This is a genomic window from Pseudoduganella sp. R-34 (assembly GCF_049904655.1).
In the GTDB taxonomy this organism is placed as follows: Bacteria; Pseudomonadota; Gammaproteobacteria; order Burkholderiales; family Burkholderiaceae_D; genus Rugamonas.
In genome coordinates, this window is record NZ_CP184572.1 from 6,226,159 (window position 1) to 6,250,383 (window position 24,225).

The following is a 24,225-nucleotide window of genomic DNA, read 5'->3' on the forward strand; positions in this document are numbered from 1 at the left end:
ATTAATCATTGGCTTTCTTTTCTGCTTCTTCAATTTTCTTTTTGCCGTCTTCAATGCTGTCCTTTACAGCCTTGATGAAAGCCTGCAGTTCGCTGCGCCGGATATCCCAGCCGAGTTCCTCACCCATTTCCGCCAGCCTTGCCTGGGCAGTGCCGGTAGCGCTGCGGCTGTTTGGAATTGGCGTCAACAGGGCCGCAACTGCTGCTTCGTTCCTGGCGTTGGTATCCGAGTATTCGGCCTGGATCAAGGCCAGCCCTTCAGTATTTGCAACCAGGTTGTCGATCAGCGTTGCCGACAGCTTGTCGCCCGCCGCAACACGCGCCTGCAAGTCGCGCTGCTTTTCGCGATCGATGAAGGCGATTGCCTTGCGCTGGGCGAGCAGGGACTCGGCGCGGGCATCCAGGGAATTTTTCTCCACACGCCGGAATTCGCTCAACGAGGATTCAAGTTGGGCAATCAGGCCGACGCCGTGGTGTGCCTGCTCCATCGCCGGCTTTGGCGTTGAACATCCGCACAGCGCCAGCGCTACAGTCATCAAGAGGATACGCATTACTGAACTCCTTTCGCGATGAACAGCAATGCAATCGAGTTCACCAGGCTTGTAATGTCTTCCTTGCGCACACCCGCATCCCCATATTCCGCGAGCTGGTTGACGGTCGACGAAATCAGCACGTTCCACTGAGCGATATTCCCCTCCGCATAAGCGATGGCGCGCTCATGGTCGAGCGCATTGCGCTGGATATCGGTCTTGTTCACTTCCGCCGCCAGGCGCCCGTTGGCATCGAGGTAGGAGGCCGCACTCTTCCAGACCTTGGTCTTGTCTTCAAAGGCCTTCCCGGAAGTGGCTTTCGCCGTTTCGACCGGCGCCAACGCAGCCCGAACCTGCATCGCGGCCATCTCTGCGCTCACTGCCTGCAAGGCTTGATGACCGTAGCTCAGAGAGCGAAGCTGCTCGAGTTGCCAGTTCATTTTCGACTCGAGCAACTGCAACTCCATTGCCTGTAGTTGGGCGTCCTTGGCGGCGGCATCGGCTTTGGCCTGCTCGAGGTTGCGCAGCAAGAGCGCAGCAGCCAGGCGCGGCTTTTTCGTATCCGCAAGCGCCACGCGCGACTGGTCGAACCATTCAGCAAGGCTGGCCAAGGCAGCACCGGTCGCACTGCTCTCGCCCTTGCCATCGACGTTTCCCGCCAACGAAGCCAGAGCCGTATCAAGCGCTTTCACCTTTTGCTCCGACACGAACTGGCGCGAGACCGGGTCCGGCAGCTTCTCGATCTTTGCCAGCGCTTCACCAAGCTCCCTGGCGATGGACTTCAATTTGTCCTGTGCGCGCGAAGGATCGGCAGCGAGCTTTTCCAGCTCACCGCTATATTCCTTTGATAGCCGGGAAACCTGGTTACGCGCCTCGAGGCTCGCTGCCTTTGCACCGCCGATTGCAGCGCGGGCATCGGCAATCGACTTCTGCGTCATCGCCAATGCACCAGCCCTGAACTCGAAACTGGAGCCGGCAGTCATCCCGATACCGGAGCATTCATCAACGGCACTCATCCAGGCTGCGCGCAAGTATGCCGGCGCGCCAGCATGGGACTGCGCCCAATCGTCAAACGACTGCTTCGTCAGAACACCGCAAGCAGGCATCTCGACACCTGCACGCGTGAATTCGATTTCAGCGTCATGCAGGTTGCTCTTGGCCCTCGCCTCCTTCTTCAGGGCGGCGGTCCAGGCGACAGCAACTTGCGGCGAACCGGCCAGCGCCACCAACTGCTTCTCGATCGGGTCCTTCAATTGCGCTGCCACAGTGCCTTCAAAAACCATGGAGCGAATCAGGGCATCGCGCCTCGCTTTCTGCAGCGCCTCTTCTGTCCTGAGCTGTTCGGCCAACAGCGCTGCCTCCCCCTTACGCGCGGCGCCAAGCTGGCCGCCGATGTCGACCGACTTCCAGGCTTCCTTGACGGCCTCGCCCTGCTTGTGCCGAGTTTCGCTATACACTGCACAACCGGTGAGGCTGAAAAATGCCGGCAGCAATGCGGCAAAACATATCGTTCGAAATTGCAAGCTACTCTCCTCCTCTAAAGGACCGACACCATGCCCCAGGATCATGTTCCAACTTTGTACGATTGGGTTGGCGGCACCGAAGCGCTGAACCGCTTGACCACTCGTTTCTACCAGCACGTCAAGGCCGATGCACTACTCGGCCCAGTCTTTACCCATATGGGCGACCATCATCCCGCACACGTCGCGGCCTTCCTCGGCGAAGTGATGGGCGGCCCCACAGCATATTCCGAAGCACATGGCGGCCACGCACACATGATCCGGCAACACCTCAACCGCCACTTATCGCAGGAACAGCGCCGCCGCTGGGTGGCGCTGCTGCTGGAGACCGCCGATGAACTGTCGATGCCGGATGATCCTGAATTCCGCTCGGCCCTGGTGGGCTACCTGGAATGGGGATCGCGGCTGGCCGTCATCAACTCCCAGCCCGGTGCGACGGTCGATGCCGACCAGCCGATGCCGAAGTGGGGCTGGGGCGAAGTCAAGGGACCGTATAACCCTTAGTACTGCGCTTGCCCTCCTTCAGCGCCAGCGGGCGCACGTAAGTGAGCAGGCTGGCCAGCGTCTTGCCCGGTTCTTCCCACGGCATCATGTGGGCTGAATGTTCGAACCAGACGCTTTGCTTGTACGGCGCCTTGAGCTGCGCCATCCATTTCACCACCGGCTCGGTCGGCGTGGTGTAGTCATGCCGGCCGAGGAACATCACCACCGGAATCGGGAACTTCCTGATGGTGGAAAAATCCACCTCCGTCCACTCTTTCAGCACGGTGCCGAGCGTCATCTGGCTGCCTTCGCCGATCGCCTCCCAATCGGCCTGGTCGTACTCGGGCGACAGCATCGGCGCACGGAAGTAATACACCGAATCGCTCTTGTATGCGCTCAAGCCACCGTAATACTGCGGCCACTTGCGGGCAATGATGATGCGCTCGCGCGTAATCGGCTCGTTGCCGGGATACGGCGCGATGGATTCCATTTCCTTCAGCGCTTCGGCGTTGTTGTGCTTTCTGGCCTGCTCGATACCGAAGTCATAGCTGATCCGTTCGTTCTCGCGCATGTTGGCGATCTGGCCGATGCCGACGTAGGCATGGAACAGGTCCGGCCGCTTCAGCACGGCGCGCGTGGAAACCACGGTGCCCCAGCTATGGCCGACGATGATCAGCTTGTCCTTCTTGTACTTGGCGCGCAGGTGCTCCGCCACTTCGATCGCATCGTCGACGAAGCGGTCGATGCGCAAGGTGCCGGCCACCGCATCCTTGTCGTTGGCACGCAGGGTCTTGCCGACGGCACGCTGGTCGTAGTGCGCGACGGTGAAATACTCCTCGATGGGGCGCTGCCATTGCCAGGTCGTCGGCATGGCGGGAGACGCCGGACCACCGTGCACGAACAGGATCATCGGGTTGGCTTTGTCCTGGCCGCGCACATTGATCCACTGGTCGATGCCGCCGATTTGGGTCTTGTAGGTTTCCTGCACGCCTTCCGGCGCGACAATGCGGGTCAGGTCTTCCACGGCGGCGCGGGCGCGCAAGCAGGGCGGCGATTCGGCGCAACTCTGCGCCACGGCGGCTGTACTGAGACACAGGGCAGCAAAGCCCAGCCAGACTGTTTTCATGCGGGTTCCTTTCGACAAATGGATTTGCGAAATGCGCGATGATAATAGTGCAATTTTTGCGTCCCCGCTTGCCGCAGGGACGAAAAAAAAGCCGCCTTGCGGCGGCTTGGGGGGATGCCGGGCTTAGAAGCGGTAGCCAACCGACAGGCTGACTGCCAGCGGGTCCAGCTTGATGTCCAGCGTTTGCCCGGTGGAGAAGTGGGCGGTGGTCTTGAGCTTGGTCTTGACCACGTTCACGTCGGCGTAATAACGCTCGCCCAGCTTGGCGGTGGCGCCGAGCACCAGGCTGCCCGCGTGTTTTGCATCCAGCGAGTAGGTGGCAGGCTCGCCACCGGTGTTCAGCACGGCGGTCAGCTGGGCGGAGCCAGTCTCCTTGCGGAAGTAGGCGTAGGTGTAGCCAAGGCCAACGTAAGGACGCACCGTCGCATTCGGCTCGAACATGCGGTACTGCAGGAAGATGGTCGGCGGCAGCGCTTCGGCGGTACCAAGCTTGCCGGTGCCTTCGATCGAGCCGGCGCCGTACAGGGTGTGCTTGTACGGCACGCCCAGCATCAGCTCAGTGCTCACGTTATCGGTGATCATGTAGCCGACGCTGAAGATCGGCTTGGTGTCGGAACCCACCTCGGCCTTGATGCCTGGCTTGGAAGGTGCGGTGACGTCGCCGGAAGTGACGTCCGGCGAAATGCGGTTGACGCCGACCTTTGCCAGCCATTCACCCTTGGATTGCGCCGATGCGCCCGATGCTGCGCCCAGCGCGGCCATCACGGCCAGCAGCTTTACAGCGGTGTTGATGCGTTGTGTCATTGTGTCTCCATTATCCTTTGATTACAGCCAGCCCTTGGCTACCATTTTTTCCGAAACATAGCGTGCCAGCAGCAGGTGCAGGAACGGGGTCGGGTGCACGGTGTCGGCGTAGGAATAGTGGCTGACGTCGCCGGCCTTCAGGTTGCTGGCGTTGCAGCCCAGCGAATTGCCCAGCGGGTTCTTGGCAGGCGTCAGGTCGCAGGCGGTGTCGGTGACGTTGGTCAGGCCATACGGCGCCGGATTGGTTGCCTGGTCGTGGCTGACGCTGAACGTATCCACCAGCAGGATCTTGGCGTCGCCCGACAGGCCGGCCGACAAGGTGTCGTTGAAGGCCTTGACCATGCTGTCGATCAGGGCACGGGTGCTGGCCGATTGCGCCAGGCCGGACGGGGTGTTGGCGATGTCCGGCATATTGTTCACCACCACGAAGTTGGCGCCGTTGGCCACGATCTGGGTCTTGACCAGTGCCACCAGTTCAGCGCCCGCCTTGGCGATGTTCTGCACCAGGATCGGCGCTTGCGCGGCGGCGTAGTCGGCACCGGCCTTGGCGCCTGCGGCAGTCGCATCAGCCTGTGCCTTGACGACCATTGGGCCGTAAACGCTTGCCGAGACGGCGGCAGTATTGCCAGCCGAGTAGGCGGCAGTTACAGCGGCCTGCACGATGCTGGCGCTGGTGCTGCCGGCGCGTGCGGCTTCGGTGGCGATGGCCAGCGAGATGGATTGCACTGCAGTGGCTGGATCGGTGGCGCCGGCTGCCAGCTGGGTGGCCAGGCTGGTCGCAAAGACGGTGTTGCCTGCTGCAGTACCGGCGGCGGTAGCGCCAGCCGACAGTTGTTCAAGGCCGATCAGCACGTCGTTGTTGCCGCCCATGACGTAGACGATTTCATCGCCCTTGAATTTGCCGCCCACGGCAGCCAGGTGGTTCTTGACCTGGGTGACGATCGGCACGGTCAGCGCACCGAGCGGGCTGCCGGTCAGTTTGTTGCCGGGGCCGACAGGATTGGTCACACGAGCGCCGCCCTGCGCATAGCCATAGCAGCCTGCCTTGGCTTGCACTGGTACGCTGAAGCCCTTGGCCGCATCGCCATCGAGGCCGGTCACGGCCGGGCACGGTGCAGGCAGGCCGACTTGCGCGGCCATCAGCTCGGTCCAGTTCTTGCCGGTCAGCGCCGGATTGGATTTGGTGTTGTCACCGTTGATGGTGAAGGTGCCGCCGCCGATGGCTTGCACGGTGCCGACCTTATAGGTGCCCACGTCCGACAGGCTGTCGCCGAAAGAAACCTGGGCAGAATATTTGAGTTTAGGGCTTTGGTCGCCTGGGCGTGGGTCGCTGCCGCCGCAACCGGCAATAACTGCCGCTGCCATGACCGTCATGGCAAGTTTGAAATGACGCATTGTGTCTCCAGAGGGGATGATTTTTTATGTGCTTTGCGAACGCGCGTGCTATTCGCTGCCGAACTAATATGCCAGCTTGGACTTGCTTGTTACAAGTAGAAATTTGTAAAAACAACAGCCGTGCACAACCAAGGGGCGCGACTGTAGCAGCCACGCATCAGCATTGCAAGTCACTGTTCTTCCAGCCAGGCAGGACGGGCGAATTGCTGCTTCAGGAAATCAACGAAAAGGCGCGTGCGCTGGGGGCGCTGGCGGGCGTTGGCCGGCAGCAGGGCGACGATATCAGCCTCCGGCAACACATGGTCGGGCAATACGCGGCACAGGGCGCCGCTGCGCAGCTCACCCGCAACGTCCCATTCCGAGCGCAGCATGATGCCGTGGCCGTCGAGCGCCCATTGCTTGACGACGCGGCCGTCGTTGCAAGCTAGCGTGGGTTCGATGCGCAAGGTACGGAACTGGCTGGCGCCGGGCGGCATCAGCTTCCAGCGCGTGGCGTCTTCCTCATTCTCGCGCAAGGCCAGGCAGGCATGGCCGGCCAGTTGTTCCAGGCTGCGCGGGCTGCCGTGCCGGGCGAGGTAGGACGGCGCCGCGCACAGGTAGCGCCGGTTGCGCGCCAGCACTTGCTGGCGCAGGCTGGAGTCGCGCATCGCGCCGATGTGGATCACCACGTCCCAGCCCTCGTGCAGGCGCAGGTTCGGCCGGTCCGACAATTCCAGCTCGAAGGCCAGCGCCGGATGCTGCGCCCGGAAGCGTGCCGCCAGCGGGGCGATGTGCGCGCTGCCGAAGCCCATCGGCGCCAGCACGCGCAGACGCCCCGCCAGCTCATTGCGCTGTTCGTGCAGAGCGCGCTGCAAGGAGTCCATCTCGGCCAGGATCGTTTGCGCCCGTTCGGCCAGCAGCTGCCCCTGCTCGGTCAGCGCAATCCCCCGCCCCTGCCGGTCGGCCAGCTTGAGCCGCAGTTTGTCTTCGATAGCTTGCAGACGCTGGGTGACGGAAGACGGCGTCACATCCAGCAGGCGCGCCGTGGCCGACAGCGAAGGCTGGCTGGCCACGGCGCAGAAAAAACTCAGGTCGTCAGTGGAGAGCATTAAGGCTGACCTTAATCATGTAATCAAGAAATCTTAAGCACAGACTTTATTCCATTCATTAGAATTTCGGCAATGAAAATTCCTGCCCTCCTCCTTGCCCTCGGCGCGCTGTGCTGCGCCCCACTGCACGCCGACCCGGCGCGCTTCACGCCTGCGCAGTTGCAGCAGGACCTGCAATTCGTGCGCGAAGCCATCGAGAGCACGCACCCCGAGCCCGCACTGCGCTCCGGGCAGCAAGCCTATGAGCAAGCCTTCGAGGTGGCGCGCAGCAGGCTGGGCCAGCCCCTGTCGCGCGACGAGGCGTGGCGCGTGCTGGCAGCCATGAACCCGGTCTTCAACGATGCACATCTCGGCGTGGTGTTCCCCGACTGGCGCTCGGAAACGCGGGCCCACCTGCAGGCAGGCGGCAGGCTGTTCCCGTTCGAGGTCATGATCGATGGCCAGCAGCGCTTGCGCATCGTCGCTGCACTGGGCGGCGGCAGCTCCGCGCTGGCAGGCCGCGAGATCGGCAATATCAACGGCATGCCGGCGGCGCGCATCCTGCGCGAGCTGGGGTCGCTGGTGCACGGCGATACGCCGGCCTTTCGCAATAAACTGCTGGAGCGGCGCTTCTGGCTGTACTACTGGAAGAACTATGGCGCAGCGGAGCGCTTTACCCTGCAGGCCGGCGGGCAGGTACTGGAAGTGCCTGCAGCCTCGGTACTGCCGGCTGCGGTGGCAGGCGAAAAATCGTTCGAGCAGACTTTCCAGTTCCGCATCCTGCCAAGCGGAGTCGGACTGCTGACCGTCAACCAGTTCGCCTGGCCGGACAAGCAGCGCTTCTACGATTTCACGGAACGCGCCTTTACCAGCTTGCGCGATGCCGGCGCGCAGACGCTGTTGATCGACGTGCGTGAAAACGGCGGCGGCGACGACGATATGTGGAAGACCGGCATCCTGCGCTATATCGCGAACAAGCCCTACCGCAACGGCTCCAGCTACGTGAAGAAAGTGCTGGAAGGCCGCGCCGGCCCCGGCGAAAAAGTGGGCGACATCGTCAGCGGCAACGTCGATAGCTGGGTGCAGCCGGAGCCTGCGCATCCGCTGCATTTCAGCGGCAAGGTATTCGTGCTGGTGGGCGACCTGACTTATTCGTCCGCCATCCTGTTCAGCAATACGGTGCAGGACCACGGCTTCGCCAGTCTGGTCGGCGCCGCAGGCTATGCCTATGTGCGCCAGACCGGCGGCACGCAGAAACAGCACGTGCTGCCCAACACCGGGCTGGAAGTCGTGGTGCCGCGCTTCGTGCTCGACCGCCCGTCAGGCAAGCGCGAACCGGCGCTGCTGCAGCCTGACATCGTGTTGGCCGACGATCCCTTCGATCGCAACGCGCTGGTCAAGGCGCTGCTGGCGCATCCTGCCGCATCAACGAATTGAAGTAGTTGCGGGCAGCCAGCAGGCAGGGGGCGCCAGCCAGGCGGGCGTGATACGCATCCATCAGCAGTTCGTTGGCGCTGCGGCCGCTTTTCGGCGCATCTTCCTGCGCCCTCTTCATGGCCTCTTCGCTAATCAGCACGAAGCTGCGGCGGGCATCCCTGAATTCGTCCTGTGCGCCCAGCTCTTCCAGGTCGACCACGGTCGGTGGCGCGCCATGTTCGCTGAAATATTCCGCCGCAGCAGTGGCATTGAAAAATGGTACCGAAGGGTCCCTGCTGCCGCCGCACAGCAACAGCGGGCTTTGCGGCGTGTAGTTGCGCAGGTCGTTTTTCAACATCCATTTGCGCAGGTTGTTGGCAGGCGTGCAGTCGCCGTCGTCGCAAGGATGCTGTGCCAGGTCTTGCAGGTAGGCGTCGCGGTAGCTGGTGCGTACCAGGTGGGGATTGCTGAAGTAGACGGATGCCCCCCTGCCCTGCGGCAGCGAGTCGCGCGCGAAGAGGGCGGCCTTGGGCAGCTTGCCCTGCTTGAGCAGTTCCTTGCGCGTCATCGTGGTAGGGAACAGCGTTTCGATGCCGCTGGCGTACTGCAGCTCATACAGCTCCTCCGGCTTGCTGTAGATCGCCGCGCCGGCGCGCTGGGCGGAAGTGGCAATCAGCGGCAAGTAGATGGTGATGCCGGCATTCGGCTGGCCGCTGAATACCGTGTCGGAAAAGCGTGCCATGGCATACGGTCCGGACAATCCTGCGGCGGCAGTGACCTTGAATTCACTGCCTTGCTGCATGGCGCGCTGCGTGGCGAGCGTGACGTGGCCGCCCTGCGAGTAGCCGGCCAGGAACAGCTGCGGCGCTGCCTGGACCTTGAGCTGCGCCATCGCACTGCGGGCAGCGCGCATGGCGTCGATCATGTCGGCCGATTGCTGCTCGGCGTTCAGGTAAGGGTGGTAGGGCAGTGAAGAACCGTCATAGCCGGCGTAATTGGGCGCCACGACGATATAGCCTTGTGCGGTGAACAAGGCCGCCACCAGCTTGGCTTCGCCGCGCAGGCGCGCCATATTGTGGTCCTTGGCGGTCGAGGTGCCGTGCGCGTACAACAGCACCGGCCGCGGCCCCTGGCAAGCAGGATCTTCGCCGGACGGCAGGATCAGCGCGGTGCTGGCGTCCGTCGGCTCGCCGCTGCCGCCGATGGTGCTGTAACGCAGGCTGTAAGTGGTGATTGTGCAACGCGGCGTACCGGCAAATTGGGCCAGGGTGCTGCCGGCCTTCTCCAGCACTTCGGCCAGCATGGCCGGCTCGATGCGCTTGGAAGTGCTGAACACGCCGGTTTCGATGCGGGACAGGGTGGGGCCGGAAAGCAGGGTGCCGCGTTCAGGGACGGCCAGCATGGCGCGCGAGACGGAGGAGGATTCTGCTGCGGCGCAAGAAGGTGGAGGAAAGGCTGCAACCAGAATGGAAAGGTATGTCGCAATTTTCCGAATAGGGCGCATATTGGCCTCCGTGCATGTGCAGGAGAATGCCGCCCAACCTGAAAGCGCGGCACGTATGTATGTATGATGTAAGCATACTCCTCCAGCTACCCGGACAGCGTGCCGATTGGATGTGCTCCCCTCTCAAGCATCCACCGACAAGCATCACGCCTATGCAGGCGAATATCCGCAAGTGGTATTTCTGTCGTTGGCTCACAACATAGCTGACCAAGCACGTTCGCCTTATTGCGCATCAAGATCCGTGCAAGCCAATGTGCCACCATGGCTTTTCTGATCGCTTGACAAGGACTCAAGCATGGCCACCCAGCTATCCGTTGACATGAGTTCAGGAGGCAGAAAAGCCCAGGGATTCTGCACACCGAAGGTGGACAAGACGCCGCAGGTTATGCACGTGCTGCCGAAGCGCGTTATTCCAATTCTCTTCTTACCCGGAATTATGGGTTCGAACTTGCGCATGAACGCGGAGCGTCAACAGCGCTTAAAGAAATCCAATAACATCGCTTGGCGCCCGGACAAGCTGAATGAGGTAACAGAGTTCCTCGAAGCATCGCCAGTTCGGCGCCAACTGCAATTGGATCCCCAAGCAACGGAAGTGGATAGCTACGATGGCGGAATGGCGCCAACCGGGAATGGCCATGAAAATGCAGGTCAACGCCAGGACCACAGCAAGGTCAGAGTTGCACTACGATTCGAAATTGATTCTCCGTTACTGTCAGACGATCCGCCTTGCATCACGCCACGCAGGACGAAAGAGGAAAAGGCAAGGGAACGAGGATGGGGAGAAATACTCTTCAACAGTTATCGACACATCCTTGAGCGATGCGAACAGCATTTGAATCGCCCTGACCTCGATAGCTATTGGAAAAAAATCATTGGCCAAAATCCTGCTGGGTGGGGCGCTGCAGTAAATCCTGCGATCCCGCCGTTGACCGAAGAAGAATTCAGGGTCGCCACAAAGGATTGCTTGTTCCCCGTCCACGCCATGGGATACAACTGGCTGCAATCCAACGAAGACTCAGCACGCATCGTTTCGAGAAGAATCAGAACCTCATACTCGACTATCGAAGAAGGGGCTTTGCTTGTGAGAAGGTCATCGTCATCAGCCACTCCATGGGCGGTTTACTCGCCCGCGCATTGATTCATCCTGAAATGGGCAATATCAATGACAAGATACTCGGTATTGTGCACGGCGTAATGCCTGCACTAGGTGCACCGGCAGCATACAGGCGCATGCGCTGTGGCTTTGAAGAAGGCAAGATGGGGATGAACCCAGCGCCAAAGTTTCTGGGAAATTTCGGCAATGAAGTCACTGCAGTTCTCGGTAATGCCCCCGGCGGCCTTCAACTGCTGCCCAACTGCGCCTATGGGAATGGCTGGCTCGAAATTCGGCGCAATGGCCTTCTTGTCGATCAATTTCCAAAAAACGGCGATCCCTATGAGGAGATCTATTGCCTGCGTGATCGATGGTTCGGCTTACTGCGAGAAGAATGGCTGAATCCAGCGGGAAGTCAAAGTGCCGGGATCGCGAGAACTATGAAATTACTCCGTGAAGCCAGGCAATTCCATCTCGACTTAGCTGACACCTTCCACGAGCAAAGCTATGCGCATTATGGTGCTGACGCAGCACGCCCCTCCTGGGACAGGATCGTCTGGAACCTGAATGATACGAACGTTGATGCTGCATGGACAGACTATCGCATCACCAACGACAGCAGGCAGGGAAAGTTGGTGTTGGCCGGGAAAACATCCAAGGGTGTACCAGTTGATGGCATCAGCGCAGAACTGGGGCCTTCACAAGGAGCCGGCGATCAAACAGTCCCGCTCCGTTCATCGGATCGTCAACTCTTAAGCAATCGGTTCAAGGCGATCTTCCGCCAGACCGGTTATGAGCATCAGGCCAGCTTTAGCAATGACGATGCCTTGCATTCGACGATGTTCAGCATCATAAAAATTGCCGCCACAATGAAGTGGGGAAGCCTTGCGTAGCTTCATCACGTCCATGGCAATGCTACTAGCAATAGTTCTGTTTCTCCTGCCAGTCCACTCCACGTGGGCCGAATATCCACATACGGGGAACAAAAAAATGAACTCAACCTCGAACAGACTTGTCGAGACTAACGCAGAGACAAACACCATCTGCGCCGGACGATTCCTGATAGATGTGCCCAAAGGTGCTGCAGTTGTTTACGGTCCGGCGCGCGTCCCGTTTCATTTATCGAGGCTTGAAGGTGAAGGGGCAGGCCTGGACAGCGAAGTCAAGCGGGCGCTTGCAAAAATTGAGGAGAACCGAGAGTTCGCGCGAGGCCCATTGAAGAAAAAAGAGTCAATGCTGGGCAAGGTACTGCCTGGCATAGGAGGGCAACACAAGATGGTTATTGGCATCGGGCGCGGCAGCTTCGCCGATTACAACGTCCAGTCATTCCTCCGGCTTGGAAATGACCTGTTCTTGCAGGAGTATGAAGTTGACGGTGAAGGTGATGCGTACCTTGAAGCGGTAGCTTTACTGATGGAGGTCGCACGCTCTTTGCGCTTTCGTCCTTCCGACGAAATTCCAAACGAACCAGGACTTTGCCTGGACGGAGCTTTCCTCCGCGAGCCTGCTCGCTATATGCTGGAAGAAGTCACGCTAGGCATTCGACTGAAGCAATTCGAAGACGTCCACATGTCAATCGAAATGACGAAGAAGGAAATCTTTATTGAGTCGGATGCGTTGGAATCCAGGATGAACCGTGCCAAACAAGCGGCCTTCGCGTCCGGCATGGGAAAGTGGTACTCACGAATCAAATTCCTTCGACGCGGTTACCGTCACATAGGGGGATGGGAAGGGTTCGAAGTGCTTGCCCATAAACCCGCGCAAGAATTTGAAGGCGAAAGCCATGAATTCGCCTTCCAAAGCCACGGTGAGCCCAAGAACCCTTTGCTGCCAGTGCTTCAGATTGAATTGCACACCGGCGTCAAGGGAAACACCACAGGAGGTACCAAACCCTCCATCAGTGACGAAGAAGCAGTCTTCCTGTGGGACTCGATCATTGGCTCGATCAGGCCGAGGCCAGTTAGTGGGCAGCGCTAAGCGTTTTACGACTTCAGGAAACGCTCAATAATGCCGGTCGAACCGAAAGCGGCGCGGCGCAGGCGATCGTTGACGCCCAGCCAAGCATCGCCTGTCGGCGGTGCTTCCACGAGGATCAGCTCAACCTGTTGCTGGTCCATCGCGCGCAACGCGGCATACACGCCATAAGCATACCCCTTTGGCTCGGCAGGGAGCGTCACATTTGGTTGAGACAACACAAACGGCGAGTAGTGGATCAGCGCGGCACACCGCCCTCGCAGCTTGAGTTCCGCAAGGGTTTTTTCGATGTCGCCAGTGGGCAACAGTGCCACCGGCGCTTTCGGCGCGTAATGCGACTCCAGGGTGCCGGAAGCACGCGGCGCGGCCTGGTCGGGCTGGCGCGGCATGGTGCCGATCACGTCGGCAATCTGCTGCGCGGTAATGTGGCCGGGACGCAGCAGCACCGGGCCATGGCTGGCCAGGCGCGACATGTCGAGGATAGTTGACTCGATGCCAACCTGGCTCGATCCGCCATCGAGGATGGCCGCCAGGCGCGGGTCGTCGCCGAATTCGTCATGCACGTGCTGGGCGGTAGTCGGGCTGACATTGCCGAACTTGTTGGCCGATGGCGCGGCCACTCCGCCCTTGCCTTCCTTGAATGCTTGCAGCAGCTGCATCGCCACCGGGTGCGACGGGCAGCGGATGCCGACCGTATCCTGGCCGCCGGAAACGGCGTCGGGAATATGCGCGTTGCGCTTGAGGATCAGGGTCAGCGGGCCGGGCCAGAAGGCGCGCACCAGGGCGCGTGCTTCGTCGGGCACTTCGGTGGTCCAGTAATCGATGTCGGCGCCGGGGGCGACGTGCACGATCACGGGATGGTCCTGCGGGCGGCCTTTGGCAGCGTAGATCTTTGCGACAGCGGCCGGGTTCTCCGCATCCGCACCGAGGCCGTACACGGTCTCGGTAGGGAATGCGACCAGGTCGCCATTCGCCAGCGCAGCTGCTGCGCCGGCGATGTCGCGGGATGCGGCGTCGGTCATGCTTCGATCCCGAGGATGGCGCAGGCGGCGTTGAGGTGCTGCTGCGCTTCGGCCAGGGTCGGCGCGACGAACGTCAGGTGGCCCATCTTGCGGGCACGGCGCGGTTCTTCCTTGCCGTACAGGTGCAGATTGGCGCCTGGCAGCGCCAGCACCTTGTCCCACGCCGGCTCGCGCACCGTGCCAAGCGGGTTGAAGCGCGCTTCAGCGCCGGGCAATGGCAGCCCGGTATTCTCCACCGGATCGGCGACCACCTCGGCTTCGTACCAGATATCGCCCAGCAGGTTCAGCATGACCGCCGGCGAATGCTGGCGCACATCGCCCAGCGGCAGGCCGGCCATGGCACGCACCTGTTGGGCGAACTGGCTGGTGACGCAGGCATCGATGGTGTAGTGGCCGCTGTTGTGCGGGCGCGGCGCCATTTCATTGACCACCAGCGAGCCGTCGGCCAGCACGAAGAACTCGATGCACAGCACGCCCACGTAGCCCAGTTCGGCCACGATGGCTGTCGCCGCCGCCTGTGCCTTGGCGGCGCAGTCGGCGGTGATGTTCGGACCCGGCACGGTCGTGGTGAACAGGATGCCGTCGCGGTGCACGTTTTCGGCGATCGGGTAGACCACGGAGGCGCCGTCGGCGCCGCGCGCCGTCAGCACGGAAACCTCATACGCCAGCGGCAGCATCTTCTCCAGCAGGCAGGTGACCTGGCCCATGCCTTCGAAGGCGGCGCGCACGTCGTCGCGTGACTTCACGCGCACCTGGCCCTTGCCGTCGTAGCCCATGCGAACGGTCTTCAGGATGCCCGGCAGCAGGTCATCGGGAATCGCATCGATGTCGGCATCGGTGGCGATGACCTTGTGCGGCGCCGGCATCACGCCCGACTTGGCCGCGCTGGCGACGAAGAAAGCCTTCTCCGCAATGCGGTCCTGCGCCACGGACACGCCGTGCGCATTCGGCGCCACGAAAACCGATTGCGCCAGGCGCGACAGGCTGTCGGCCGGCACGTTTTCGAACTCAGTGGTCACGGCAACGCATTGCGCAGCCAGTGCATCGAGGCCGGCGGCATCGCTGTAGCCGGCATTGATCAGGCGGTTCGCCGCCTGCCCCGCAGGGCAGTCGGCGGACGGTTCCAGCACGGCCACGTTGTAGCCCATGCTCTGCGCGGCGTGCGCGAACATGCGGCCAAGCTGGCCGCCGCCCATGACACCCAGCCACGCTGGAGGATTTTTTACATCGGTACTCATACGCTTACAACGGCAAAGTCATGGCCTTGGCGGCCTCGGTTTGCGAGGCGCGGAACTCTTCCAGCCTGGCAGCCAGCGCGTCGTCGGTGGTGGCGATGATCGCCACTGCGGTCAGGCCCGCGTTGGCAGCGCCGGCCTCGCCGATGGCAAAGGTCGACACCGGCACGCCTTTCGGCATCTGCACGATGGACAGCAGCGAGTCTTCGCCGCGCAGGTACTTGGACGGCACGGGCACGCCCAGCACCGGCACGATGGTCATGGCAGCGACCATGCCCGGCAGGTGGGCCGCACCGCCGGCGCCGGCGATGATGGCGCGCAGGCCGCGCGCACGGGCGCTCTTGGCGTAGGCGTACATCTCGTCCGGCATGCGGTGGGCTGAAATCACCTGCGCTTCATACGGCACGCCGAACTGCTTCAGCATGTCGACGGCATTCTTCATTACGTCCCAGTCCGAGGACGAGCCCATGATGATGCCGACCAGTGGTTTGCTCATTGGCTGATTCTCTGGCATGGCTTATACCTTCAGCTTTTCGCCGGTCAGGCGTTCGATGGCTTCGAAGTACTTGGCCTGGGTCTTTTCGATCACTTCCGCCGGCAGGGCTGGCGCCGGCGGGGTCTTTTGCCAGTCCTTCAGGGTTTCCAGGTAGTCGCGCACGAACTGCTTGTCGTAGGACGGTGGGGAAATGCCTGGACGGTAGGAGTCGGCTGGCCAGAAGCGCGAGGAGTCGGCGGTCAGCACTTCATCCATCAGGTGCAGCACACCGTTGTCGTCCAGCCCGAACTCGAACTTGGTGTCGGCGATGATGATGCCCTTGGTTGCTGCGTAGTCGGCGGCGGTGGTGTACAGCTTGATCGCCACTTCGCGGATCTTGGCGGCCAGTTCGGCGCCGATTTTCTTTTCCATCTCTTCGAAGGAGATGTTTTCATCGTGTTCGCCCAGGTCTGCCTTGGCAGCCGGGGTGAAGATTGGTTCTGGCAGCTTGTCAGCTTGCTGCAGGCCTTCCGGCAGTTTGATGCCGCAGATGCTGCCGGTCGCCTGGTAGTCTTTCCAGCCCGAGCCGATGATGTAGCCGCGTACCACCGCTTCCACCAGGATAGGCTGCAGGCGCTTCGCTACGACTGCGCGGCCTTTGACCTGCTCTACTTCGTCCTGTGCCACGACCGATTCCGGGGTGACGCCGGTCAGGTGGTTGGGGACGATGTGGCCCAGTTTCTCGAACCAGAAATCGGACATCTGGTTCAGGACCATGCCTTTGCCGGGGATCGGTTCGTTCATCACGACGTCGAACGCGGACAGGCGGTCGGTGGTGACGATCAGGATCTTGTCGGTGCCGACGGCGTAGTTGTCGCGCACTTTACCGTGGCCCAGCAGGGGGAGGGATTTGATGGAGGATTTGTACAGGCTGTTCATGGCGGGGGTACTTTGAGATTTTTAAACCGGTAAACCGGTGTCAGACCCACGGGGTCTGACACCTGATGCGGCGCTGGCAGACCTGGTGTCTGACCCTGCGGGTCAGACACCGATTTGCCGGTTTTATTACTTGACGATCTGGGCCAGCTCGCCGGCCTTGTAACGCTCAGCCATCTTCTCCAGCGAAATCGGCTTGATCAGCGACGCGCGGCCTTCGCAGCCGAATGCCAGGAAGCGTGCCTTCACCACTTCTTCAGCAGCAGCTCGGGCTGGCTTCAGGAAGTCGCGCGGGTCGAACTTCGATGGGTTCTCGAACATGTACTTGCGCACGGCAGCGGTCATGGCCAGGCGGATATCGGTGTCGATATTGATCTTGCGCACGCCGTGACGGATGCCTTCCTGGATTTCCTCGACAGGCACGCCGTAGGTTTCCTTCATGTCGCCGCCGAATTCGCGGATGATGGCCAGCAGTTCCTGCGGCACAGAAGACGAACCGTGCATCACCAGGTGGGTGTTAGGGATGCGGGCGTGGATTTCCTTGATGCGGTCGATCGCCAGGATGTCGCCGGTTGGCTTGCGGGTGAACTTGTAGGCGCCGTGCGAGGTGCCGATCGCGATGGCCAGCGCGTCACACTGGGTCTTCTGCACGAAGTCGGCAGCTTGCGCCACGTCGGTCAGCAGCTGTTCGCGGGTCATGGTGCCTTCCGCGCCGTGGCCGTCTTCCTTGTCGCCCTTCATGGTTTCCAGGGAGCCCAGCACACCCAGTTCCGCTTCCACGGTCACGCCGATGGAGTGGGAGAACTTCACCACTTCCTTCGACACTTCGACGTTGTATTCGTAGGAAGCCACGGACTTGCCGTCAGCCATCAGGGAACCGTCCATCATCACGGACGAGAAACCGGACTTGATTGCAGCCATGCAGACTGCCGGCGACTGGCCGTGGTCCTGGTGCATGACGACAGGGATGTGCGGGTAAGCTTCGATTGCCGCGTCGATCAGGTGACGCAGGAAGGCTTCGCCAGCGTATTTACGGGCGCCAGCCGAAGCTTGCATGATCACCGGCGCGTTGACGGCGTCGGCGGCAGCCATGATGGCCTGCACTTGTTCCAGGTTGTTGACGTTGAAAGCCGGGATGCCGTAGCCGTTTTCAGCAGCGTGGTCCAGCAGTTGACGCATGGATACGAGGGACATGGTAGTACTCCAATAACAATAAAGAAATCGTTAGCGTTCGTTATCGAGCCGATCAGCGGGCAGATTCGGCGCGGTGAGTAAACTCACCTACTTTCACGATACGCAGCGCGTTCGTGCCGCCCACCTTGCCCATCGGCGCACCCCAGGTAACCACAATCATATCGCCCTTCTGGGCAATACCCTGTTTTACCAGGAGGTCTTCCGCAGCGCGCAACACGACGTCGGTCGGCGCATCCTGCATCAGTTGGTGGGTGCAAACGTTACGGTACAAGGCCAGCTTGCGCTGGGTGGTGGTGCTCGGCGTGAGCGCAATAATCGGGGTGTCGATGTTGTGGCGGCTCATCCACAGCGCGGTGGAGCCGGATTCGGTCAGGGCCACAATCGCTTTCACGCGCAGGTGGTGCGCGGTGAACAGGGCGCCATAGGCGATCGACTGGTCGATGCGGGTGAAGCGGGCGTTCAGGAAGTCCGCATCGAGTTTGTTGTATTCGGATTGCTCGGCTTCGGTACAGATGGCCGCCATCATTTCCACAGTTTCCACCGGGTATTTACCGGAGGCAGTCTCAGCCGAAGTCATCACGGCATCGGTACCGTCCAGCACGGCATTCGCCACGTCGGACACTTCGGCGCGGGTCGGCACGGCGTTGAAGATCATCGACTCCATCATCTGGGTCGCAGTGATGGCGATCTTGTTCGATTCGCGCGCCATGCGGATCATGCGCTTCTGTAGCGCAGGCACAGCCGCATTGCCTACCTCGACAGCCAGGTCGCCGCGGGCCACCATGATGCCGTCGGAGGCGTTCAGGATTTCCTGCAGCGCCGGGATAGCTTCAGCACGCTCGATCTTGGCGATCATCATCGGCTTGAAGCCGAACGGCTCGCCGGCGATATTGGCCAGCTGGCGCGCCATTTCCATGTCGGTGGCGTTTTTCGGGAAGGAAATCGCCAGGTAATCGGCCTGGAACGACATTGCAGTCTTGATGTCTTCCATGTCCTTGGCGGTCAGCGCCGGCGCGGTCAGGCCGCCGCCCTGGCGGTTGATGCCTTTGTTGTTGGACAGCTCGCCGCCGATCTTCACGGTGGTGTAGATTTCGCTGCCGACAATCTTGTCCACGGTCAGCACGATCAAGCCATCGTTCAGCAGCAGCACGTCGGCCGGCTTCACATCGGTTGGCAGGCTCTTGTAGTCCAGGCCCACGCGCTCCTGGTTGCCCAGTTCACCGTTCTCGCCCCACTTGGCATCCAGGATGAACTTGTCGCCCTTGGCCAGCTCGATCTTGTTGTTCTCAAACTTGCCGATACGGATCTTCGGACCCTGCATGTCGGCCATGATTGCCACTTCCTTGCCGCATTCCGCAGCCGCCTGACGCACCAGGTTGGCGCGATCGATATGATCCTGCGCCTTGCCGTGGGAGAAATTCAGGCGGACCACGTCAACCCCTGCCTTGATCATCTGGATCAGGATGTTCAGGTCGGTCGAAGCTGGGCCGATAGTTGCGACGATCTTGGTACCACGTGCCATGAAGGTTTCCTTCGTGTGAGCTTGAAAAAGTTCAAAAGGCGCCTTGCGGGCGCCTTTTACCGTGTTACTGGGCGCGTTGCGCCAGGATTTCCACTGCCGGCAGGGTCTTCCCTTCCAGGAATTCCAGGAAGGCGCCGCCGCCGGTGGAGATATAGCCGATCTTGTCGGTGATCTGGTACTTGGCGATGGCAGCCAGGGTGTCGCCGCCGCCGGCGATCGAGAAGCCCTTGGAGTTGGCGATCGCCATGGCCAGGGTCTTGGTGCCTTCGCCGAACTGGTCGAACTCGAACACGCCGACCGGGCCGTTCCAGACGATGGTGCCGGCTTCGGCGATCTGGGCGGCCAGCTTGGCGGCGGTCTTGGGACCGATGTCCAGGATCATGTCGTCGTCGGCCACATCAGCCACGGCCTTCACGGTCGCCGCTGCGGTTGGCGAGAATTCCTTCGCGCACACCACGTCTTCAGGGATAGGCACCTGGGCGCCGCGGGCAGCCATGATGTCGATGATGGCCTTGGCTTCAGCAACCAGGTCGGCTTCCGCCAGCGACTTGCCGATCTTCAGGCCGGCAGCCAGCATGAAGGTGTTGGCAATGCCGCCGCCAACGATCAGGTTGTCCACTTTGTCGGCCAGCGATTTCAGGATCGACAGTTTGGTCGACACTTTGGAACCGGCCACGATGGCCAGCAGCGGACGGGCCGGCGCGCCCAAGGCCTTGCCCAGCGCATCCAGCTCGGCAGCCAGCAGCGGGCCGGCGCAAGCGATCGGCGCGAACTTGGCGATGCCGTGGGTGGTCGCCTCAGCGCGGTGCGCAGTACCGAAAGCATCGTTCACGTACACATCGCACAGCTTGGCCATTTTCTGGGCCAGCTCATCGGAATTCTTCTTTTCGCCCTTGTTGACGCGGCAGTTTTCCAGCAGCACAACCTGGCCGGCAGCGACTTCCACGCCATCAACCCAGTCCTGCTTCAGCTCGACCGGCTGGCCCAGCAGTTCGGACATGCGCTTGGCGATTGGCGCCAGGCTGTCTTCCGGCTTGAATTCGCCTTCGGTTGGACGGCCCAGGTGGGAGGTAACCATGACCTTGGCGCCAGCGCCCAGGGCCGCCTTAATCGCCGGAATCGAAGCACGAATGCGTGTATCTTCGGTGATATTGCCCGCATCGTCCTGCGGCACGTTCAGATCTGCACGGATAAAGACGCGCTTGCCCTGCAGCGCGTTCTGCGCTACGAGGTCTTCCAGGCGGTTGAATTTCAGCATGGTTACTCAGGGGTCACAGTTGGAAAGAGCGCTATTTTACCTTAAGCCGGGGCCCCTTAGCCGCATGTTAAGCTCGGGCAAGGCCGATATTTAGTTGCCAACAAGAAAACAAAATTCGGGGTCAGGTCTGTCATTTGGACACCAAAGCCACACTTTTGATCTTCCTCAATCCATCGGCGCGCAATTGTGCAGGTGTCAGGCCCAGGACCTGGCGAACGCTGCGGACCATATGGCTGGGGTGCGCGAAACCCGCTTCCAGTGCGATCTCGGTATTTGTCTTTTTGCCTTCCTGCAGGAGCTGGCGGGCGCGCTCGGCGCGGCGGACCAGGACGTAACGATGCACGGGCATGCCGGCTGCCTGGCGGAACAGTTCCTTGAAGTGAGAAACACTGAAGCCGGCCACGACAGCCAGCTCGGCCAGTCTCAGGTCGTGGTCAAGGTTGGCTTCGATATAGTCCTGGATGGCGCGCAACTGCCAGGCAGGCAAGGCTCGGGGCGGCGCTGCGGATGGGCGGCGGGAGGCCAGCGTCTGCAGCGCCAGCAGCCGTGCCGCCAGCGCACTGGCCAGGCTGTCAGCGAAGATACGGCCGCAGGGATGTCCCTTTTGCTCTTCCGTTTGCATCATCCAGCCAATGCGTTCGATTTGCGGGTCGCGGATGTGGATGGCTGGCGCCAGCCCGGCATTCAGGCGCATATGTTCCGCCGTGTCCTGCAGCAGGGATGGATTCAGGCGCAACAACAATGATGTGGCGGGTGCAGTCAGCGTCCAGCGTGTGCTGGAGCCGGCGGGCACCACGCAGAACTGGCCGTGCAGCCGAGTCCCCAGCCGCTCGTACCGGCCAGCGCGGTAACTGACCGGCACCGGAGCGCCAAGGTGCAGGCACAACACATGACGGCCATCGACCGGCGAGTCGAAGCGGCCATGCGGAACTGGCGAAGTCAACACATCCAGTAGCGGTACCTCGTCCCGCACTGGGTAACACGAAGGCCTGGTCGTCATTGCTTCCTCTCACGCAGGAAATGGGAGAGTGCGCCATTTCCAGCGATGAAGCAATAAAAAATCAGCCGACTGTGCTCGCCAGCGGCTGTTTATGCGCGCAGCCTCCCAGGCTTGCCGATAGCATCGATTTCACCACTCAGCTACCGCATGGAGACCGCAAGTGAAACGCCGTGACTTTTTATCCCTGACCGCCACCGCCCTCGCCGCCAGCGCGGCGCCACAACTATCCATTGCCGCCGCCACCACCGAGGTCGCCAAATTCCGTGCTGCGCGCCGTTTCGCAAAACTGCCCTTCGGCCGTATCGCCTACGCGGAGCGCGGAACCGGCCCGGCAGCAGCGCTGTTCCTGCACGGCGCCCCGCTGAACAGCTTCCAGTGGCGTGGCGCACTGGAGCGCCTGTCGGCATACCGACGCTGCATAGCGCCCGACTTCATGGGCCTCGGGTATTCGGAGATCCCCTCTGGCCAGTCGCTGGCCGCATCCGCCCAGGCCGAGATGCTCGCGGCCCTGCTCGACCAGCTAGACACCCGCACCGTGGATATCGTCGCCAGCGACAGCGGCGGCGCCGTAGCGCAACTGTTCCTGCTGCGCTACCCGCAGCGCGTGCGCAGCCTGATGCTGACCAATTGCGACATCGAGCCGCATAGTCCGCCCGCCGAGATCGCGCCCGTGCTGGAAATGGCCCGCCAGGGCACGCTGGCCGGCGAAACCGCCAAGTGGCTGACCGACCAGTCCATGGCCCGCGCCACGTTTGGCGCCGCCGTCTTCCACAACCCCGCGCAGCTGACGGATGAAATCATCGAGTACTATGCAGCGCCACTGGTGAGTTCACCACTGCGGCGCGCGCAATACCACGAGTTCCACAACGCCCTGTCGCCCAACCCGCTCGCCGGCATCGAGGCCCAACTGCGGCGCAGCACTGTGCCGGTGCGCATGGTGTGGGGCGCCAGCGATACCATTTTCACGATGGCCGATGCGCACTACCTCGACCAGCTCTTCCCGCATTCGCAAGGCATCCGCGCCATTCCGGAAGGAAAGCTGTTCTTCCAGGAAGAATTCCCTGACATCATTGCGGAAGAAGCACGCAAGCTGTGGAAGGCCTAGCAGCGAATTTCCAGGTTGTGCCCGTCTGGATCCTCGAAATAGCAAGCCAGCGCCAGCCCGCGTGCGCCGTATTGTGGCTGGGGCTGGCTGCAGTTGCGGTCCATATGATTGCCGCCGAATGGGATGCGGCGTTCACGCAATTGCGCCATCACTCGTTCGAAATGTTCGGGATCGACGCGGAAGGCCAGGTGCAGATGCATGGTGGGCGGCTCCGCCAGCAGATCCAGCGTGAAGCCCTCATTGACGCGCACCACTTCGAACGGCCCTACCCTGCCTTCGTGTTTGAGTCCAAGCACATCCGCATAAAAGCGGATTGACTGCATTGAATTGCTGACGCGCAAGATCATGTGGTCTATTTCTGCCATGTGCCCTCCCATAAAATGGACAGGTTATCTTTGAGATTGATCAATGGTGCGTAGCGGATGTCCAAATGACAGACCTGACCCCGAATTTAAGGCAACAGCAGGCGCAATGCGGTAAAGCAGGCCATGCCAAACACAATGGTCTCCAGCATGTTGCGGCGAGCGAAGTAGTAGGCGATGGCGGCTGCGCCGGCCAGCAGCTTGTAGTTATGGATGCTGAACTCGACCGTGCCCTGCGAGCCGAGCAGCAGGTCGGGGCCGATGATGGCGGCCAGCGCGCAGGACGGCGCATAGCGCAGCATCTCCTGCACGCGGGTGGGGATTGAGACGTGCTCGCCAATCACCCAGAACGAGGAACGGGTGATCGCGGTGGCGCAGGCAAGCGCGGCAATCGTCAGCCAGATTTCAATATCAGTCATCGGCGGCCTTTCGTCGTTCGATCATTCCTTCCACCACCATTGCAGTTACCATGCCGACCAGCACGGCTGCCAGCAAACCCAGCTTGTAGGGGAAGCCATGCGCCAGCACCGCGGTCACGCCAGCGGCCAGCGCGCCGCACAGTGCGGGCCGGGTCGCTACCATCGGCACGGTTATGCAGACAATCGCCAGCGTGCCAGCAAAGCCCAGCCCCCATTCGGCCGGCACGGCGCTGCCAAGGAAAATGCCGGCGATGGAGCCGGCCTGCCATGCGACAAAGTTTGGGTATAGCAGGCCGCGCAGGTATGACACTTTGCCCATTGCGGGCTTTTCAGTCGGATAGCGCTGCAGGAACATGGCGGTGGTCATGTCGCCGGCGCCGTAGCCAAGCAGGAAGCGGCGCCACAGCGGCAGCCTGGCGAAGTGCGGCGCGAGCAGGGCGGCGAAGATCACGAAGCGCAGGTTGACCACCAGCGCGGTCAGGAAGATCACCCAGATCGGTGCGGCGGCTGCAATCAGGGGCAGCGAGGCGAGTTGCGCGGAACCGGCAAACACCACCAGGGTCATGCCCAGCGCCTGCGCCACGGTCAGCCCGGACTTGACCATGGCCACGCCTACCACGAGGCCCCAGGCGGCGATGCCGAACAATGTCGGGGTCCCGTCTTTCAGCCCCGCGCGCCAGGAGGGCTCGTGGTGGGCCGCGACGTCGGGCAGGCTATCTGGAGAACTCATTGGCAAGCGCAGGGGAAAGCCGACATTCTACCGATGAATGCTTCTCGCTGCCGGGA

Annotated in this window: 24 protein-coding genes; 6 read left to right on the forward strand and 18 right to left on the reverse strand. The window is 61.5% G+C overall.

Going from position 1 to position 24,225, the window contains the following annotated elements; genetic code table 11:
- Position 1: 1 nt before the first annotated feature.
- Together ACN9MW_RS28695 and ACN9MW_RS28700 are read right to left on the reverse strand one after the other, a co-directional pair.
- Positions 2-550 (reverse strand): hypothetical protein, encoded by a 549-nt coding sequence (locus ACN9MW_RS28695; protein ID WP_426165326.1) that lies wholly within the window; start codon positions 548-550, stop codon positions 2-4.
- On the reverse strand, positions 550-1,986 hold the full coding sequence (locus tag ACN9MW_RS28700; RefSeq protein ID WP_426165328.1) for a hypothetical protein: 1,437 nt from the start codon (positions 1,984-1,986) through the stop codon (positions 550-552). The genes ACN9MW_RS28695 and ACN9MW_RS28700 overlap by 1 nt, the downstream gene beginning before the upstream one ends.
- 96 nt (positions 1,987-2,082) lie before the next feature.
- Here ACN9MW_RS28700 and ACN9MW_RS28705 point away from each other — a divergent pair, with 96 nt between their 5' ends.
- Positions 2,083-2,553 carry a group II truncated hemoglobin gene (locus ACN9MW_RS28705; protein ID WP_426165330.1) on the forward strand — a complete coding sequence of 157 codons (471 nt, stop codon included), beginning with the start codon at positions 2,083-2,085 and terminating at the stop codon, positions 2,551-2,553.
- On the opposite strand, the gene ACN9MW_RS28710 is transcribed toward ACN9MW_RS28705, so the two are convergent.
- From ACN9MW_RS28710 to ACN9MW_RS28725, 4 genes are all read right to left on the reverse strand, one after another.
- A complete protein-coding gene (locus ACN9MW_RS28710; protein WP_426165332.1) occupies positions 2,531-3,658 on the reverse strand; it encodes an alpha/beta fold hydrolase in 1,128 nt (375 codons plus the stop codon). The two genes, ACN9MW_RS28705 and ACN9MW_RS28710, sit on opposite strands and share 23 nt — an antisense overlap.
- 123 nt (positions 3,659-3,781) lie before the next feature.
- Positions 3,782-4,462, reverse strand: coding sequence for an OmpW/AlkL family protein (locus tag ACN9MW_RS28715; RefSeq protein WP_426165334.1), 681 nt, complete (start codon positions 4,460-4,462; stop codon positions 3,782-3,784).
- 21 nt (positions 4,463-4,483) lie between these two features.
- Complete coding sequence (locus ACN9MW_RS28720) at positions 4,484-5,857, reverse strand: SGNH/GDSL hydrolase family protein (protein ID WP_426165336.1); 1,374 nt, start codon at positions 5,855-5,857, stop codon at positions 4,484-4,486.
- A gap of 170 nt (positions 5,858-6,027) precedes the next feature.
- Positions 6,028-6,945 (reverse strand): LysR substrate-binding domain-containing protein, encoded by a 918-nt coding sequence (locus ACN9MW_RS28725; protein ID WP_426165338.1) that lies wholly within the window; start codon positions 6,943-6,945, stop codon positions 6,028-6,030.
- Between the two features lie 72 nt (positions 6,946-7,017).
- On the opposite strand from ACN9MW_RS28725, the gene ACN9MW_RS28730 reads away from it, so the two are divergent.
- Positions 7,018-8,361, forward strand: coding sequence for a S41 family peptidase (locus ACN9MW_RS28730; protein WP_426165340.1), 1,344 nt, complete (start codon positions 7,018-7,020; stop codon positions 8,359-8,361).
- On the opposite strand, the gene ACN9MW_RS28735 is transcribed toward ACN9MW_RS28730, so the two are convergent.
- On the reverse strand, positions 8,321-9,742 hold the full coding sequence (locus ACN9MW_RS28735) for an alpha/beta hydrolase family protein (RefSeq protein WP_426165342.1): 1,422 nt from the start codon (positions 9,740-9,742) through the stop codon (positions 8,321-8,323). The two genes, ACN9MW_RS28730 and ACN9MW_RS28735, sit on opposite strands and share 41 nt — an antisense overlap.
- Before the next feature lie 397 nt (positions 9,743-10,139).
- Here ACN9MW_RS28735 and ACN9MW_RS28740 point away from each other — a divergent pair, with 397 nt between their 5' ends.
- The 3 genes from ACN9MW_RS28740 to ACN9MW_RS28750 all read left to right on the forward strand — a co-directional run bounded on the left by ACN9MW_RS28740 (position 10,140) and on the right by ACN9MW_RS28750 (position 12,914).
- The gene (locus ACN9MW_RS28740; RefSeq protein ID WP_426165344.1) at positions 10,140-10,982 is read left to right on the forward strand and encodes a hypothetical protein; all 843 of its coding nucleotides are present in this window, start codon (positions 10,140-10,142) and stop codon (positions 10,980-10,982) included.
- Positions 10,955-11,830 carry a hypothetical protein gene (locus ACN9MW_RS28745; protein ID WP_426165346.1) on the forward strand — a complete coding sequence of 292 codons (876 nt, stop codon included), beginning with the start codon at positions 10,955-10,957 and terminating at the stop codon, positions 11,828-11,830. The genes ACN9MW_RS28740 and ACN9MW_RS28745 overlap by 28 nt, the downstream gene beginning before the upstream one ends.
- Before the next feature lie 97 nt (positions 11,831-11,927).
- Positions 11,928-12,914, forward strand: coding sequence for a T6SS immunity protein Tli4 family protein (locus ACN9MW_RS28750; RefSeq protein WP_426165348.1), 987 nt, complete (start codon positions 11,928-11,930; stop codon positions 12,912-12,914).
- 5 nt (positions 12,915-12,919) lie between these two features.
- Here ACN9MW_RS28750 and ACN9MW_RS28755 read toward each other — a convergent pair whose 3' ends face one another.
- The 8 genes from ACN9MW_RS28755 to ACN9MW_RS28790 all read right to left on the reverse strand — a co-directional run bounded on the left by ACN9MW_RS28755 (position 12,920) and on the right by ACN9MW_RS28790 (position 21,496).
- Positions 12,920-13,933, reverse strand: a complete 1,014-nt coding sequence (locus tag ACN9MW_RS28755; protein WP_426165350.1) for an L-threonylcarbamoyladenylate synthase — start codon at positions 13,931-13,933, stop codon at positions 12,920-12,922.
- On the reverse strand, positions 13,930-15,171 hold the full coding sequence (locus ACN9MW_RS28760; protein ID WP_426165352.1) for a 5-(carboxyamino)imidazole ribonucleotide synthase: 1,242 nt from the start codon (positions 15,169-15,171) through the stop codon (positions 13,930-13,932). The genes ACN9MW_RS28755 and ACN9MW_RS28760 overlap by 4 nt, the downstream gene beginning before the upstream one ends.
- A 4-nt stretch (positions 15,172-15,175) precedes the next feature.
- The gene (gene purE, locus ACN9MW_RS28765; protein ID WP_426165354.1) at positions 15,176-15,664 is read right to left on the reverse strand and encodes a 5-(carboxyamino)imidazole ribonucleotide mutase; all 489 of its coding nucleotides are present in this window, start codon (positions 15,662-15,664) and stop codon (positions 15,176-15,178) included.
- A 21-nt stretch (positions 15,665-15,685) separates the two neighbouring features.
- Positions 15,686-16,582: a phosphoribosylaminoimidazolesuccinocarboxamide synthase gene (locus ACN9MW_RS28770; RefSeq protein ID WP_426165356.1), complete on the reverse strand. Its 897-nt coding sequence runs from the start codon at positions 16,580-16,582 to the stop codon at positions 15,686-15,688.
- Between the two features lie 126 nt (positions 16,583-16,708).
- Entirely contained in the window at positions 16,709-17,773 is a 1,065-nt protein-coding gene (gene fba / locus ACN9MW_RS28775) for a class II fructose-bisphosphate aldolase (protein ID WP_426165358.1), read from the reverse strand.
- Between the two features lie 52 nt (positions 17,774-17,825).
- Positions 17,826-19,295: a pyruvate kinase gene (pyk, locus tag ACN9MW_RS28780; protein WP_426165360.1), complete on the reverse strand. Its 1,470-nt coding sequence runs from the start codon at positions 19,293-19,295 to the stop codon at positions 17,826-17,828.
- Between the two features lie 64 nt (positions 19,296-19,359).
- Entirely contained in the window at positions 19,360-20,553 is a 1,194-nt protein-coding gene (locus ACN9MW_RS28785) for a phosphoglycerate kinase (protein WP_426165362.1), read from the reverse strand.
- A gap of 130 nt (positions 20,554-20,683) precedes the next feature.
- On the reverse strand, positions 20,684-21,496 hold the full coding sequence (locus ACN9MW_RS28790; protein ID WP_426165364.1) for a helix-turn-helix domain-containing protein: 813 nt from the start codon (positions 21,494-21,496) through the stop codon (positions 20,684-20,686).
- Positions 21,497-21,713: 217 nt separating this feature from the next.
- On the opposite strand from ACN9MW_RS28790, the gene ACN9MW_RS28795 reads away from it, so the two are divergent.
- Positions 21,714-22,658: an alpha/beta fold hydrolase gene (locus tag ACN9MW_RS28795; protein WP_426165367.1), complete on the forward strand. Its 945-nt coding sequence runs from the start codon at positions 21,714-21,716 to the stop codon at positions 22,656-22,658.
- Here ACN9MW_RS28795 and ACN9MW_RS28800 read toward each other — a convergent pair.
- From ACN9MW_RS28800 to ACN9MW_RS28810, 3 genes are all read right to left on the reverse strand, one after another.
- Positions 22,655-23,023: a VOC family protein gene (locus ACN9MW_RS28800; protein WP_426165369.1), complete on the reverse strand. Its 369-nt coding sequence runs from the start codon at positions 23,021-23,023 to the stop codon at positions 22,655-22,657. The genes ACN9MW_RS28795 and ACN9MW_RS28800 overlap by 4 nt on opposite strands.
- Before the next feature lie 86 nt (positions 23,024-23,109).
- Positions 23,110-23,439, reverse strand: a complete 330-nt coding sequence (locus tag ACN9MW_RS28805; RefSeq protein ID WP_426165371.1) for an AzlD domain-containing protein — start codon at positions 23,437-23,439, stop codon at positions 23,110-23,112.
- Positions 23,432-24,169 (reverse strand): AzlC family ABC transporter permease, encoded by a 738-nt coding sequence (locus ACN9MW_RS28810; RefSeq protein WP_426165373.1) that lies wholly within the window; start codon positions 24,167-24,169, stop codon positions 23,432-23,434. The genes ACN9MW_RS28805 and ACN9MW_RS28810 overlap by 8 nt, the downstream gene beginning before the upstream one ends.
- Positions 24,170-24,225: the final 56 nt, after the last annotated feature.